This is a genomic window from Cognatundibacterium jejuense (genome assembly GCF_014284255.1).
Classification (GTDB): domain Bacteria; phylum Pseudomonadota; class Gammaproteobacteria; order Burkholderiales; family Burkholderiaceae_D; genus Undibacterium; species Undibacterium jejuense.
In genome coordinates this window covers 21731-36231 of the sequence record NZ_JACOFV010000011.1, presented here as the reverse complement: position 1 = coordinate 36231, position 14501 = coordinate 21731, and the positions used below count along the sequence as shown (strand labels likewise).

The window sequence follows — 14501 nt, the reverse complement described above, 5'->3', positions numbered from 1 at the left end:
AATGAATTCGCCCACCGGCAACCCCGCTACCTTAGCGATCTAACGCCGTAGGCCGGAAGCTTTGCGTCCCCGACTTTCATCGGGTTTGCCCAAAAATTTTACTTCAAAATACAACACACAAAGTTTAAGAAGAAAACTCGAAAAATCAAAGCAAACAAATGTTAATTATCACAGATAAAAATAGTGTTCTGACAAAAAATTGTCTTTATAAATCAACTATTTACTAACATTTTCTATTTTCACATATCGTCTTCACATTATTTCCGAAATTGAACACAGATGCTCTTGCAAAGTACACAAACTCACTGCCTTATATGCCCTTTTTTTATGGACTGTTTTTTTGCTTCTGCTCGTTTTTCTTAACGCCTTCAGACAGGTAATCAATCAAGTCATTGGGCACTGTTAAAGACAGTTGATAATGTTCAATTTGAAAACCTTCAGACGTATTTCGCACCACGCCAGAAGCCTGGCAAATGCCCATTTGCGTTTGTAATTGCTCATCAAACCAGATGACGCTTTGATCGATCGTCATTGCCACGTGACGATCCAGCACTTTAAATGCCCAGGCGCTGGGTCGGGCAAAAGCCGGTTTCGCCCAGACCTTAAAGTCCTCACGCGTCCAGCGCTCTGTTTTGTCGGTACCAATATATACGCCGTCTTTTGCTATTTTATCGAAATAGGCCATGCGCGAATGCGCTGCATCATCGTGCCATTCGTCGATGAATTGATTGAGTTTTTGTATCGTCTGGACCTGACTTTCCTCGGCGACCACCGGGAGGCAAACGAGAAAAGACAACAGAGAAATGAAACCTAAAAGTTTTTTCATAAAATAGCCTTGTACCTTCATGTAGCTGATTGCACTTGAGTTTTCTCAAAAAAAATTAGCCAATGTAAGTTGACAGAAATCGGGACTTGATAATGCTTGGCTAAGGGTTATGCCACTTTCAAATTTTCCAGAAAATCGGCAGTCATCGTAGGAATAAATTCGGTAATCGTATAGCGTGCGATTGCTTCGCGGTGAAACGGATCTTCTTGTATCAATGCCTCAACTTCATCCCTTGAAGCACAGTTCGCAATAATGATACCGCCAGTGCGCGGCTCCTTACGTCCCGACATCACAAACTTAGCACTTGCGTAGTATTTTTCAAGAAATTGCCGATGTTCGGGAATAAATTTTTCGACTTCGGTTAAAGCTTTTATGTAATCTAAATCAATAATAAACATGACCTTAAATTGAATTAAAAAATCGTTGTTAATCGTTGTTAAACTATCCAATAATCTATTTCTGTAATCTCACTCAAGGTCAGCGAGAATTTTCACATGAGCGGTAACGCTACGCGCCAGGGCCGATAAATTGTAACCACCTTCAAGGCAACTGACGATGCGACCATGTGAATGCGTCTTTGCAACGCGCATAATTTGTTGGGTGATCCACGCATAATCGGCTTCAACCAGACCTAATTGCCCCATATCGTCTTCTCTGTGCGCATCAAATCCGGCCGAGATGAATATCATTTCAGGCTTAAATGCCTCAAGTGCTGGCAACCATCGTTCTGACACCAACTCACGTATGACGTTGCCGTAACTATGCGCAGGCACCGGCACATTGACCATATTGCTAGCGGGATGCTCTGTTCCAGAATAGGGGTAATATGGATGTTGAAAGAAGCTCACCATCAATACCCTCTGGTCACCATTAAAAATCTCTTCAGTTCCGTTGCCATGATGAACATCAAAATCGACAATCGCAACCCGTTGTAAGCCACGTACCTCCAATGCATGTTTAGCGGCAACCGCGACATTATTGAACATGCAAAAACCCATGGCTTCTTTACTGGTTGCGTGGTGTCCTGGCGGTCGTATGGCACAAAATGCGTTTTCAATTTCCGCATCGATTACCGCATCAGTGGCAGCAACAGCAGCACCTGCGGCACGCAAAGAAGCGCGCCAGGTATAGGCGTTTAAAGAAGTATCTGCATCCAACGGAAAATGATCATATTCGGAACGTTCAGATGGGCAGTTTTCGCGTATCCGATATATAGCGTCGGCCGTGTGCACTCGCGCCAGATCCGACTCCAGAGCCGCTGGCGCCTCGCGATAGTCAAGTAGCGTATTGATGCGGCTGGCAATCAATTGATCTTCTATTGCCTGCAAACGTTCGGGTGATTCTGGGTGCCAGGAGCCCATTTCATGCCGTTTGCAGTCGGCGTGGGTGTAATAAGCAGTTGTCATGTCTCAAATTCTTATTTATTTATTCAAGTTTCCGCCTATTTGCCTTGTTTTGCAAATAGCTTGCTGCAAGCAGCATGGTTTGCCACAGATGCCGCAGAATCAGTTTACACTGTGATTTAAATTTTTATTCGAGGAAATCTATGTTTTCCAAAGTGCATCAAGTCGCCAAACAGGTCAATAACGTGATTATCGGCAAAGAACTGCAAATCCGGCAGGCTCTAGTGTGTCTGCTTGCTGGCGGCCATTTGCTTATAGAAGATTTGCCTGGTGTCGGTAAAACTACACTCGCGCATGCATTGGCGATTTCTTTAGGTTTAAAATTTAACCGATTACAATTCACCAGCGACTTGTTGCCAGCGGACGTCGTTGGTATATCGATTTTCGACCGTGAGAAGAATCAGTTTATTTTTCATCCTGGTCCGGTGTTTACACAGGTTTTGCTGGCAGATGAAATCAATCGCGCCACGCCGAAGACCCAATCTTCATTGCTGGAAGCGATGGAAGAAAGACAAGTATCTGTCGAAGGACAAACCCGTGCCCTGCCAAGCCCCTTTTTTGTCATTGCGACTCAAAATCCGGCGCATCAGGTGGGTACCTTTGCCCTGCCAGAATCTCAGCTTGACCGCTTTTTAATGTGTTTGTCACTCGGTTATCCTGATGCTGCCGCCGAACGCGCATTGCTTATGGGGGAAGATCGCCGCGCTTTATTGGCGCATTTGCCAGCAGTGATGCAATCAAGCGAACTCATTCAGGCGCAACAAGAACTGAAAAAAATCCACACCTCCGCAGCACTGGTCGATTATGTACAAGCATTGGCACACGCGACCCGCCAGGGTGATTTGTTCGCGGAAGGTATGAGCCCACGTGCTTCGATTGCACTTTTGCAAGCAGCACGCGCATGGGCCGCAATGGAAGGTCGTGATCACGTGATACCAGAAGACGTACAAGCAGTCATCATCCCCGTCATTGCGCATCGCTTGCGACCAATCAAATCCGTTACTGGAAAAATCAATATCAGCAGCGAATTACTGGCCGAATTAATGAAGCGTGTACCAGTTTAAGCAAACGGTATGGTCATGCTCATCTCTCTGCGCCAGCGTTTGCGAAAAATGATTTTTCTGGAGAACAAACCAGAAAGTGGCGAAGTACTCCTGAAACAAAGGCGCGTCTTCACACTCCCCAGCAAACCCGGATGGATGTTTATCCTTTTGCTGCTGCTCATGTTTGTAACGGCGACCAATTACAATCTGAGCCTCGGGTTTGCATTGACTTTTGTGTTGGCTAGCATTGCAATGGTGAATACTTTTTTTGGTTTTCGTAATCTCGCGTATTTGCATCTAAACGCGGGGCCAACACAAGCTGTATTCGCTGGCGAGGAAACGCAATACACGGTATTTTTAATCAATCGTCGCGCCCATCAGCGTTATGCAATTTGGGTCGGTATTGCCGAGGCTGGACACCCGGAAACTGCCGTTGATATCGGCGGACAAAGTCAAGTCTCATTGCAGCTTAGCTATCCGACAAAACAACGTGGCTGGCAATCCATCCCCAGAATCCGCCTGCAAACCTGGTTTCCGTTAGGCATGTTGAGAGTATGGAGCACTTGGTTACCAGACTCACAAGCGCTGGTCTACCCTCAACCAGAACTCAATGCTCCCCCGCTTCCAGTGACTGGCGTAAGCAAAGATACCGAACATGGTCACTCAGGTCATGAAGATTTTGCCGGTGTACGTGCATATCAGTCGGGTGACCCTTTAAAACATCTTGCATGGAAACAAATCGCCAGAGTTGATACGGCGCTGGGCGGTCAATTAGTCACCAAACAATTTGCTGGTGGTACTGGTAGCGACATCGTTATCGATTTTGCAGCGTTGCCACGAATCTTGGATACCGAACTTAAACTCTCACGTATGACAAGTTGGGTGATGGAAGCGGACCGCAACGGATTGCTCTATGCATTCAAGCTAGGCAGCAGCAATTTTGCTGCTGCACAAGGTCCGGCACATCGTGACGCCTGCCTGCGTGCTTTGGCACTTTATGAGTTATAAATGATGCGCCTAAATTTACCCGGCCGTTTATCTTCGCGTATTTTGAGTCGCGACAAAGTAGATACGCTACTTTTGCTGACCGCCTGTTTGTGCGTACTACTTCCGCATGCAAGCCATGTCACATGGTGGGTAAATCTTGCCTGCGGTGGATTATTAAGCTGGCGCGCGTGGTTAACCTTCAATGGCAGACGTTTACCCCCGTCATGGCTACTGCTGCCGATTGCGGGGTTAATGATGGCCGGTGTGTATTTGACGCACCACACATTTTTAGGCCGCGAGGCTGGCGTGACGATGTTGGTGCTACTGCTGACCTGTAAACTATTAGAGATGCATGCCAAGCGCGACCTATTCGTCGTCATCTTCCTGAGTTTCTTTTTGTTGCTGAGTAGTTTTTTCTATCAGCAAAGCATAGGTGCAGCAGCCCTCGCATTGCTCGGAACTGCGTTGTTAATTACAGCGCAACTGTCTTTTCAATATACGAATCTGGTACCTTCGTTAGGTCAAAAATTCAAATTAGCCGGCACCTTAGTAGGTCTGGCGATTCCTCTGACGCTATGTGCGTTTCTGCTCTTCCCGCGCATACAGGGCCCGCTTTGGGGCTTGCCAGGCGACGCACATAGTGCTCGCACCGGATTGTCCGAAACAATGGCGCCCGGAGGAATCAGTAATCTGGTGCAATCAGAAGACATCGTGTTCCGCGCAAAATTCGACCAACCCATATTGAACAAATCGGTCTTGTATTGGCGCGGTATCATTTTGACCGCCTTTAATGGACTTACCTGGAGTACGAAGGCAACCAGGCTAGGAAAAAAATCAAGCTATTCTGAATTCTCAGGCAACCTAATCCAGCAAGAAATCGTCCTGGAACCCCAAGGCCAACGCTGGATCTTTGCACTCGACTTGCCAGTTGAAGCGGCGTTGTTTGCTGATAAAAATACCTCCAGCCTCAATGCAGATATGGAACTGAGAAGTCAGGAACCTATTCTTAATCGCTTACGTTATCAAGTACGCTCTGCGACACATTACAAATATTTACCCGATCTGCAAGACGAAGAATTAGTTGCAACTCTTGATTTACCTGCTGGTTACAACCCGCGCACATTGAGTTTTGCGCAAGATTTACGGCAACGTTATAGCGACGATAATCAGTTAATCAAAGCCGTATTGGATTTTTTCAGAAAAGAAGAATTTGTCTATACGCTGGAACCACCGCTACTGGGCACCAATAGCGTCGACGATTTTTTTTTCAAAAGCCGTGCCGGGTTCTGCGAGCATTTTGCCAGCTCGTTTGTCATTCTCATGCGTGCCGCCAATATTCCGGCGAGAGTAGTGACAGGTTATCAGGGCGGAACAAAAAACGATATTGATGGCTACTTTGAAATTCGTCAGTCGGATGCACATGCGTGGGCAGAAGTTTGGCTAAAGAAGCAGGGTTGGGTCAGGGTCGATCCGACCGCCGCAGTAGCGCCCGAGCGAGTGATGCTCAATCTGGCCAGAGCCATTCCACAACGTGGTCTGGCAGGTCTGGTCGGCCAAGCAGTTTCTGGAAATTCTTTGGTGCAAGCCTTGCATATGCGCTGGGATGCAGTGAACAACTCTTGGAATCAGTGGGTTTTAAATTACAACCAAAATTCGCAAAGGCACTTACTCGATTCGCTTGGCTTTAAAAACGTTGACTGGGCGCAAATCAGCTTACTATTTTTTATCGTCGGAAGCATTGCGATCAGCATTGTTGCCCTGCCCTTAGTTCTTAACAAACCCACAATCCCAGCGATCGATAGAGTATACTTTTCATTCTGCAAAATCATGGCAAAGCATACCGAGCCAAGGGGTATGAATGAAGGTCCTCAAGCATTTTTATGGCGACTCAGGCTTGCTTTACCAGCAGACAAAATTCTGCCAGCAGAACATTTTTTAAATTTTTATATTGCTGCAAAATACGGTAAGCATGAGTTACCGGAAAGCAGTGTCACTAAACGCCTGAAAGCCTTACTGGGCGCCTGCAAATAAATTGTCTATGTTCAAAAAAACTTCTAAATTTCTTGCTCTGTCCTGCGTTTATGTCGCAATGTTGAGCACCTACTCCCCAAGCAGTTCAGCGACTGATAACGTCGTAAAAAAAAGTAAAAAAAAGCAAACAGCGACCAAAAACCAGCAAGCAGACGTTCATTTTACGCAATGGAAAGAAGTATCCGTATTCATTACCGATATGGTTGCAAAACATGGTTTTCAGGCGGATGAACTCAATGCTATGTTTGAGCAGACGCGGTATATCGAAACCGCTCGACAACTGATGCGCCCAGCGCCACCTGGAAAGCCCAAAAATTGGAAAGCCTACCGTGCGCGCTTTGTTGAACCCTACAGGATTGACGCTGGTGTCGCATTCTGGAATAAAAACGCCGATCTATTGGCGCGCACCGAGCAGCAATACGGGATCCCGGCCGAAATCATCGTTGGTCTGATCGGTGTAGAAACCATCTACGGCAAAAATACCGGTAGTTTCCGTGCTATGGACGTATTGACCACCTTGGCATTTGATTATCCAGAAACACCAACCCGCGAAACCCGTATGCAATTTTTCAGGTCTGAATTGGAAAATTTATTGGTACTGGCGAAAGAATCCGGGGCTGATCCATTTGCCTTCAAGGGGTCTTACGCTGGTGCAATAGGCTTACCACAGTTTATGCCTGGTAGCATCCGGCAGTACGCAGTCGATTTTGATGGCGATGGAAAAATCAATTTAAACGAATCAGCCGCTGACGCGATCGGCAGTGTTGCAAACTATCTTTCTTTACATGGCTGGAAACGCAATCTCCCTACAGTTTTTCCCGCTACATTGAGCCCATCGGATGAAAACCAGGCACAACTAAAAACTGCCATTTCAAAAGGTTTGCGCGCTACTTATACGCTCAATGACCTAAAAGGATTTTTAACAACACCAAGCAGTGATGCGCCAGACGGAATTTTGTACGGTGTGATCGATTTACAAAATGGTGAAGACGCAGACGAATATTGGCTGGGCACTGATAACTTTTTTGCTATCACACAATATAACCGTAGCTATTTTTACGCGATGTCGGTCATTGACCTTGGTCGGGTAATTAGTGCCGCACGGCAAAATTAAAAAGTGATAGCGATAAGAAAACGACTTTTAACAATATGTTTCACTTGAACCAATTGATCTAAAGCACATTATGTCCAATACTGCAATGGCACGGAGCGAAAACCATGCAAAATTACATGTCGATGGCATCCATCATTTTTTTCAAAAAATATAATTGTTTTTCGAGACGGATTAATCTAAAGTAACTAAATCTAGTTGATACAATGGCATGCAAACCAAGCAATGTGTCAATAGATTTAACAATGTTTTGCTATTTTTATGATAAGCAATTTCTATTTTAAAGATACAATATTACCGTATGATTAATTCTCATTGAAGCAACTAAATCCAGCATCAATAGACTAGACAGCGAGGTAATTATGGCAAATTTGACCCAGCTTGAATCGGATGAAATAGACTACGATCCAAACAATCTTTTGGATACTCTGATCAAGCAATTGCATTTAAAAAACGACGCAGCACTCTCCAGAGCATTGGAAGTTGCGCCACCAGTAATTAGTAAAATCAGACATCGCCGTCTGCCAGTTGGCGCGTCGTTGTTGATTCGTATGCATGAAATTAGCGACGTCAGCATCAAAGAATTGCGCGAATTGATGGGCGACCGTCGTGCGAAATTCCGTATCAGCGACAAGCAATTCAAACCAAAAGACGCTGCATAAAAATACTTTAAGTATTGCCATGCAGTACTTTAAAGACAAAATACCGAAGCTACTCAGAGAGTAATTTCGGTATTTTTTTATTTGCAGATCAAAAATACAACACTACAAATTAAATCAATCTACCCGCTGTAATTCGGGTAGTTTGATTGTTTGAAAAACCGCTCAACAGGATCAGGCAGGGAACACTCCGGTCGACAAATAGCGATCACCACGATCGCAAACGATGAACACAATCGTCGCGTTTTCTACAGTTTCAGCTATTCTGAGTGCGATTTGACACGCTCCTGCTGCAGAAATACCACAGAATATACCTTCTTCTACGGCGAGGCGACGTGCCATGTGTTCAGCATCGGATTGCGTCACAGATTCAACCTGATCAACCCTCGCCTTGTCATATATCTTCGGCAAATACGCTTCTGGCCATTTACGGATGCCTGGAATTTGTGAACCATCCTCTGGTTGCGCACCGATAATCTGAATATCTTGATTCTGTTGTTTTAAGTACGCAGAAACACCCATGATCGTGCCAGTAGTACCCATTGCGCTAACAAAGTGTGTGACCCTACCGTTCGTATCGCGCCAGATTTCAGGACCTGTTCCTTCAAAGTGCGCCAGAGGATTGTCGGGGTTTGCAAACTGATCCAGAATCACACCTTTACCTTCTTTTTGCATCTGCTCAGCCAGATCACGCGCGTATTCCATACCACCTGTTTTTGGCGTCAATACAATCTGTGCGCCATAGGCAGCCATGCTTTGGCGGCGTTCAATACTGAGATTTTCTGGCATCAATAAAACCATCTTGTAGCCGCGCATGGCAGCTGCCATTGCGAGGGCAATACCAGTATTGCCGCTAGTTGCCTCAATCAGTGTATCGCCTGGTTTAATCTGACCGCGCTCTTCTGCACGCTTAATCATAGACAAGGCTGGACGATCTTTTACTGAACCGGCCGGATTATTGCCCTCAAGCTTGCCAAGAATAATGTTATTGCGACGCAGGTTGTCAGCTCCGGGTATGCGCTGCAACTGTACCAGCGGCGTATTTCCTATTGTGTCTTCTATCGTCAGATAAGCCATTTTCAATGTCTCTAGTCAGTCAAACGTTCATTCTAATCGTAGCTGCAAATACGTGCAGATTTGTCATATGCATATATCGCACATACTTTATGGCTTTTTGCTGCAACATCGTATATTTTCGTCAAAAAAACATGAAAATATGAATTTCAGCCGATATTCTGATCCGATATCTACTTTATATATAATTCAAATAAGCAAATAAAAAAAACCTCTGAGCATTCGTCAGAGGTTTTTTGTCGGTTTAACTAACATTACTTGGTTTTGCTATCTTTAGTTGCGGCTTTCGCGGACGTCGAAGTTGTCGTGTTTACAGATGTCGCATTACTGGCTGTAGCGCTAGCAGCTGATTTTGGCTGACCATTGACAGTCAAGCCAGCTTGCGACATTTTCACTGAGTTTTTATCACCGATCCCTCTGACGCGTGTTTCAAAGTCAGCCCAGTCTTTAAAATTACCGTTTTTCGAGCGCTCCGCAATGATCGCTTTAGATTTTGCCGGACCAATACCTTTAACGCCATCCAAGGCTGCCTGATCCGCTTTATTCACATCCACATCAGCAATCGCAAACCCCATTGTGACGATCATCGTGGCAGCAGCTAACAATAATTTTTTAAACATGAAATCACTCCTAAAAATAGTTATCGATTCAAACCCGGTAGAACTTCGCTGCAAATTTACCTGAGTTAATCCTTAAGTAAATAACGATCAGCCACCCCAACGGTTGACTATTTTTCACTATTTTTATCGTGATTCTTACTGACCTGGAAATAGCTCTTCACGGGAAACTGTCGCGGTTCCCAGCTTACCAACGACAATACCACCAGCCCGATTGGCAATGACAACTGCATCCTGCATAGACATGCCATTTGCCATCATGACCGCCATGGTGGCAATCACGGTGTCGCCTGCACCGGATACGTCATACACTTCGCGTGCCATTGCCGGGACATGAACAACGTCATTCTCGGTGTATAGCGTCATCCCTTCTTCGGAACGGGTCAGCAACAAGCCTTGCAATCGCAAATCCTGACGCATTTTTTGCGCCTTTGCGGTCAGCTCGTCTTCGCTATACCATTCACCAATCACTTGCCTGAGTTCGGATTTGTTTGGCGTCAACAAGGTCGCACCGCTATAACGTGCAAAGTCACTTCCCTTAGGGTCAACCAGGATGGGCTTGCCAGCATTTCGGGCGGCCTCAATCATGGTCGTGACATTCACCAGACTGCCCTTCGCATAATCGGAAAAAATCACGACATCATGCGAGCCTAACAACGCATTAAAACGATTGAGCTTGTCGTTCAATACGTGTTCAGTCGGACGTTCTTCAAAATCGATGCGTATCAACTGTTGCTGACGTCCAATGACGCGCAATTTGATAATGGTCGATATCTGCTTGTCGCGACTCAGATACGAGCCTATTCCAGACTTTACCAATAAGTCGCTGACAGTATTACCTGCCTCATCATCGCCAATCACCCCCATCAGACTAGCGTCAACACCCAAGGCAACCGTATTTAAGGCGACATTAGCTGCGCCACCAAGACGCTCTTCACGACGCTCCACCCGCACAATCGGCACCGGCGCTTCAGGAGAAATACGATTGACTTCACCAAACCAATACCGATCCAGCATCACATCGCCAGCGATGAGAATACGTTTCTTCAGAAAATCGGCTGTACTAGTGCGTTCTTTATATTCCGCTTGTGAACTCACTACTCACCTCATTTACGCGTCAGTACGGAACGGCCTATCCCATGGTATTCAATACCGATTTCGGTCATAACACCTGGTTCGAATAAATTGCGGCCATCAAAAATAATTGCTTGCTTCAGACGTGCTTTCACCTGATCGAAATCCGGGCTGCGGAACGCTTTCCATTCAGTCACGATCGCCAGCGCATCGGCACCATCCAGGGCGTCCATAGGACTTGTCGCAAAACGAATCGAAGACAATAACTCCGGCGTATCGGCAAAATCTAATGCAAACACGCGCTTCGCTTCTTCCATCGATACCGGATCGTAGACGGCAACTGTTGCGCCATTACGCAGTAATTCACCCAACAAAACACGAGAAGAGGCAGCACGCATATCGTCAGTATTTGGTTTAAATGCCAAACCCCAGATGGCGAAGTGTCTGCCTTTTAGATTTTGCTCGAAACGCTGCAAAATTTTATTGCCCAAGACTTGTTTCTGACGCGCATTCACTGCTTCCACAGCTTGCAATATCAATAGATTTAAACCGTAGTCTTGCGCAGTACGTTCCAGTGCCTGCACATCTTTCGGGAAGCAAGAGCCGCCATAGCCGCAACCAGCATACAAGAAACTGTGTCCAATGCGTGGATCAGATCCAATCCCATGACGTACGGCTTCGATATCAGCGCCAACATGATCAGCCAGATTTGCTAATTCATTCATGAAAGAAATACGGGTCGCCAACATTGCGTTTGCTGCGTATTTGGTGAATTCCGCAGAACGTACATCCATCCAATACGTGCGTTCATGATTACGGTTAAACGGCGTGTATAGTTTTTTCATCATGCCGCGTGCTTTTTCACCTTGCGGAGAATTATCGCAACCAATGACGATACGATCGGGACGCATAAAATCCTCTACCGCCGCACCCTCTTTTAAGAATTCAGGATTAGATACTACTGAGAAATTGGCATCCGATCCGCGTGCTGTCAGTTCTGACTGCAGAGCAGCTGCAACGCGGTCTGCAGTACCTACAGGTACCGTAGATTTGTCGACCACGACCTTGAAAGCATTCATGTATTTACCGATATTACGCGCTGCTGCCAACACGTATTGCAGGTCGGCAGAGCCATCTTCGTCAGGAGGCGTACCTACCGCAATAAATTGCACGTCACCATGAGCAACGCTGGCTTCGACATCGGTAGAAAAACGAATACGTCCTGCAGCGCGATTGCGTGCAACGATTTCTTCGAGGCCCGGCTCATGAATGGGGATGCCACCGTTATTGAGTATCTCAATTTTTTTGCTATCGACGTCTAAACAGAAAACGTCATTACCCAATTCGGCCAGGCAAGCGCCCGTGACCAAACCGACATAGCCAGTACCAATAATAGTAATTTTCATTTTGTGATCACAATCTAAAAAATGCTGATGTTCTGTATCGATGCTATCGCGGTGATTGATACAAGCTGTTTTACTCATCGCTACGTCCTTCGCATGAAGGATAAAAATCAATTCACCTGCTCAACCACCGTTGATACTTATTAATTCATCACGTTCAATTCTTCTGTGCGGCGTGGCGGGTAGGTTTCCCACCGGCTGCACCCAGGACAATGCCAATAAAACTGGCGCGCTTTAAAGCCGCAATGCGAACATTGGTAACGTGCCAGCTTTTGCGCATACCCATGCACCAGATTTTTCACAATAGCCAACTCAGGACGAACTTCTGGTGGAGCATCTAACATCCGTGCATCCAGTAATTTATCCAGCCCAAGTAGCGTTGGTGTACGACGTAATTCATCGCGCACCAATTGATTCGCTCCAGCAACAGAATCGAGCTCTAAAGTCGCTTTAAATACGACTTCCAATAAATCAATCGAAGGCGCTTCTGCCAGATAATTCTTCAACAAATTCAGACCTTCTTGCGGACGTTCGAGCTTGCGATAGCCATCCATCAGGCGTTGTGCGACCAACGCCACATGCGGCACACTTTGCTGCTCAACCCGACGCCAAGTGAGTACGGCTTTTTCAATATCGCCGTTAGCTTGATGGACGTCGCCGGCAAGGATAGTTGCTCGCACATTGTTTCTATCTGTTGCCAGCGCTTTATCGAGCATTGCCATCGCGGCATCCGCGTTAGTGTGAACCAATTCATCTTGCGCGATTTCGCAGTAAAACTGAGCGATTTCTTTTTGACGACCACCCGCCCCCGCTTCTTGCAAAGCGTGCGCCGCCTCAATCGCACGTGACCATTCTTTTTCACGTTGATATATTTCCAGCAACGCGCGTCGGGCTTGCGCCTCGAAATTACTCGACAACAACACCGTAAATGCTTCTTCAGCACGGTCAAGGAGGCCAGCTTTCAGATAATCCTGTCCCAATTCAAATCTGGCCTGAGTTTTTTGTTCTACGGGTAAATCTGGACGCGCCAGCAAATTTTGGTGAACCCGAATCGCACGTTCGGTTTCACCACGACGGCGGAACAAATTACCCAACGCAAAATGTAATTCAACCGATTCCGGGTCAAGACGAACAATCTCAATAAAAGCGTCAATCGCTTTGTCGGGTTGTTCGTTCAACAAAAAATTCAACCCTTTAAAATAACCTTTTGGCAGGCTGCGCGACTCCGATAACAACTGACGGATATCAACACGGGCAGCAATCCAGCCGAGGGTAAAAAACAAGGGGATGCCTAGCAACCACCAAATTTCAAAATCCATTTTTTCTTATTTTCTTTCAACATAGCCAACAATTTACCGGCAATTTCAGACCAGGTTAGAAACACAAAAATATGCGCTAACCCTGCCGCTATTTAAGTGTTACGAATGCTATCAGGTTGTGGCGCCTGTGTGCTGGCACGCTCTGCCTCTTCCCGTTCTTTTTCAATTTCGGCCAACGTCTTTTTATGACGATGCAGGTCTCGACGATGTCGAAATACCATTGGTACCATCGCTAAAATTCCCAACACTGCACCTGCAACAAAGAACACCAGAAGCATGATGACCAACGGCGCTTTTTGCTCATATCCGAAAAAATAACGGAGCGTCACTTCGCTATCATTCTTTAAGGCAAAACCAAAAAACAAAACGAAGAGTATAAGAGTAAGCAGTCTGGAAACATATTTCATGGACGCATCCTAAAAATGGAGAGTAGCACACCAAGTACCGCATCAAGTGCCGTACCAACATTGAGGTAATTTTGCGTAAGTCCGCCGATATTGTGAACTAATATTGTGAACTAATTGAGTAATAAAGTAGACATTGTACTGAAAAAAAACGGCATACCGGAAAAACCGATATACCGTTCTTATTTTGCGTCAATCGCAAAGTCCGACGACCCGTCTAATCATCACGTATCGGCTGCCCAACCATGGCATCGACACGTTCGCGCAATTCCTTACCTGGTTTAAAATGCGGTACCCGTTTTTCAGGAACCATCACTTTATCGCCAGACTTAGGATTACGACCTATCCTTGGTGGACGACTGTTCAGAGCGAAACTGCCGAAACCACGGATCTCAATGCGCTGTCCGGTTGCCAAAGCATCGGACATTGCATCAAGGATGGTTTTGACTGCGACATCCACATCTTTAGCTACCAGCTGTGGATATCGCTCTGCCAGACGAGCTATCAGCTCCGACTTCGTCATATGTATAAGACCTAATGACTAGATTAA

General features: G+C 46.0%; 15 protein-coding genes and 1 riboswitch. Of the genes, 5 read left to right on the top strand and 10 right to left on the bottom strand.

The features are described from left to right. Positions 1-13 precede the first annotated feature (13 nt). A riboswitch (cyclic di-GMP riboswitch) is annotated at positions 14-100 on the bottom strand. 225 nt (positions 101-325) lie between these two features. The 3 genes from H8K32_RS12445 to H8K32_RS12435 all read right to left on the bottom strand — a co-directional run bounded on the left by H8K32_RS12445 (position 326) and on the right by H8K32_RS12435 (position 2232). After that, a complete protein-coding gene (locus tag H8K32_RS12445; protein ID WP_186912863.1) occupies positions 326-826 on the bottom strand; it encodes a nuclear transport factor 2 family protein in 501 nt (166 codons plus the stop codon). A 107-nt stretch (positions 827-933) separates the two neighbouring features. Further along, positions 934-1224: a YciI family protein gene (locus H8K32_RS12440; RefSeq protein ID WP_186912862.1), complete on the bottom strand. Its 291-nt coding sequence runs from the start codon at positions 1222-1224 to the stop codon at positions 934-936. A gap of 69 nt (positions 1225-1293) precedes the next feature. Beyond that, positions 1294-2232 (bottom strand): histone deacetylase family protein, encoded by a 939-nt coding sequence (locus H8K32_RS12435; RefSeq protein WP_186912861.1) that lies wholly within the window; start codon positions 2230-2232, stop codon positions 1294-1296. A 140-nt stretch (positions 2233-2372) separates the two neighbouring features. On the opposite strand from H8K32_RS12435, the gene H8K32_RS12430 reads away from it, so the two are divergent. The 5 genes from H8K32_RS12430 to H8K32_RS12410 all read left to right on the top strand — a co-directional run bounded on the left by H8K32_RS12430 (position 2373) and on the right by H8K32_RS12410 (position 8063). Further along, a complete protein-coding gene (locus tag H8K32_RS12430) occupies positions 2373-3293 on the top strand; it encodes an AAA family ATPase (protein WP_186912860.1) in 921 nt (306 codons plus the stop codon). 9 nt (positions 3294-3302) lie between these two features. Then, positions 3303-4280 (top strand): DUF58 domain-containing protein, encoded by a 978-nt coding sequence (locus H8K32_RS12425; RefSeq protein WP_246447330.1) that lies wholly within the window; start codon positions 3303-3305, stop codon positions 4278-4280. Continuing rightward, entirely contained in the window at positions 4281-6290 is a 2010-nt protein-coding gene (locus H8K32_RS12420) for a transglutaminase TgpA family protein (protein WP_186912858.1), read from the top strand. A 7-nt stretch (positions 6291-6297) separates the two neighbouring features. Beyond that, entirely contained in the window at positions 6298-7404 is a 1107-nt protein-coding gene (gene mltB, locus H8K32_RS12415) for a lytic murein transglycosylase B (RefSeq protein ID WP_186912857.1), read from the top strand. Between the two features lie 359 nt (positions 7405-7763). Beyond that, a complete protein-coding gene (locus H8K32_RS12410) occupies positions 7764-8063 on the top strand; it encodes a hypothetical protein (protein ID WP_110257001.1) in 300 nt (99 codons plus the stop codon). A gap of 171 nt (positions 8064-8234) precedes the next feature. Here H8K32_RS12410 and cysM read toward each other — a convergent pair whose 3' ends face one another. From cysM to H8K32_RS12375, 7 genes are all read right to left on the bottom strand, one after another. Beyond that, positions 8235-9137, bottom strand: a complete 903-nt coding sequence (cysM, locus tag H8K32_RS12405; RefSeq protein ID WP_186912856.1) for a cysteine synthase CysM — start codon at positions 9135-9137, stop codon at positions 8235-8237. Positions 9138-9388: 251 nt separating this feature from the next. Further along, a complete protein-coding gene (locus tag H8K32_RS12400; protein WP_186912855.1) occupies positions 9389-9754 on the bottom strand; it encodes a ComEA family DNA-binding protein in 366 nt (121 codons plus the stop codon). Positions 9755-9889: 135 nt separating this feature from the next. Continuing rightward, positions 9890-10849, bottom strand: coding sequence for a D-glycero-beta-D-manno-heptose-7-phosphate kinase (gene rfaE1, locus H8K32_RS12395; protein WP_343067999.1), 960 nt, complete (start codon positions 10847-10849; stop codon positions 9890-9892). 8 nt (positions 10850-10857) lie between these two features. After that, positions 10858-12231, bottom strand: a complete 1374-nt coding sequence (locus H8K32_RS12390; RefSeq protein WP_186912976.1) for a UDP-glucose dehydrogenase family protein — start codon at positions 12229-12231, stop codon at positions 10858-10860. Between the two features lie 140 nt (positions 12232-12371). After that, entirely contained in the window at positions 12372-13547 is a 1176-nt protein-coding gene (gene lapB / locus H8K32_RS12385; RefSeq protein ID WP_186912854.1) for a lipopolysaccharide assembly protein LapB, read from the bottom strand. Positions 13548-13639: 92 nt separating this feature from the next. Then, positions 13640-13954, bottom strand: a complete 315-nt coding sequence (locus H8K32_RS12380) for a LapA family protein (RefSeq protein ID WP_186912853.1) — start codon at positions 13952-13954, stop codon at positions 13640-13642. A 214-nt stretch (positions 13955-14168) separates the two neighbouring features. Next, positions 14169-14474 (bottom strand): integration host factor subunit beta, encoded by a 306-nt coding sequence (locus H8K32_RS12375; protein ID WP_186912852.1) that lies wholly within the window; start codon positions 14472-14474, stop codon positions 14169-14171. Positions 14475-14501: the final 27 nt, after the last annotated feature.

Coding starts and splice junctions, on each gene's coding strand:
- H8K32_RS12375 (WP_186912852.1), bottom strand. CDS start 14,474: ATGACGAAGTCGGAGCTGATAGCTCGTCTGGCAGAGCGATATCCACAG.
- cysM (WP_186912856.1), bottom strand. CDS start 9,137: ATGGCTTATCTGACGATAGAAGACACAATAGGAAATACGCCGCTGGTA.
- H8K32_RS12420 (WP_186912858.1), top strand. CDS start 4,281: ATGATGCGCCTAAATTTACCCGGCCGTTTATCTTCGCGTATTTTGAGT.
- H8K32_RS12425 (WP_246447330.1), top strand. CDS start 3,303: ATGGTCATGCTCATCTCTCTGCGCCAGCGTTTGCGAAAAATGATTTTT.
- H8K32_RS12380 (WP_186912853.1), bottom strand. CDS start 13,954: ATGAAATATGTTTCCAGACTGCTTACTCTTATACTCTTCGTTTTGTTT.
- H8K32_RS12390 (WP_186912976.1), bottom strand. CDS start 12,231: ATGAAAATTACTATTATTGGTACTGGCTATGTCGGTTTGGTCACGGGC.
- H8K32_RS12400 (WP_186912855.1), bottom strand. CDS start 9,754: ATGTTTAAAAAATTATTGTTAGCTGCTGCCACGATGATCGTCACAATG.
- lapB (WP_186912854.1), bottom strand. CDS start 13,547: ATGGATTTTGAAATTTGGTGGTTGCTAGGCATCCCCTTGTTTTTTACC.
- H8K32_RS12435 (WP_186912861.1), bottom strand. CDS start 2,232: ATGACAACTGCTTATTACACCCACGCCGACTGCAAACGGCATGAAATG.
- H8K32_RS12445 (WP_186912863.1), bottom strand. CDS start 826: ATGAAAAAACTTTTAGGTTTCATTTCTCTGTTGTCTTTTCTCGTTTGC.
- H8K32_RS12440 (WP_186912862.1), bottom strand. CDS start 1,224: ATGTTTATTATTGATTTAGATTACATAAAAGCTTTAACCGAAGTCGAA.
- mltB (WP_186912857.1), top strand. CDS start 6,298: ATGTTCAAAAAAACTTCTAAATTTCTTGCTCTGTCCTGCGTTTATGTC.
- H8K32_RS12430 (WP_186912860.1), top strand. CDS start 2,373: ATGTTTTCCAAAGTGCATCAAGTCGCCAAACAGGTCAATAACGTGATT.
- H8K32_RS12410 (WP_110257001.1), top strand. CDS start 7,764: ATGGCAAATTTGACCCAGCTTGAATCGGATGAAATAGACTACGATCCA.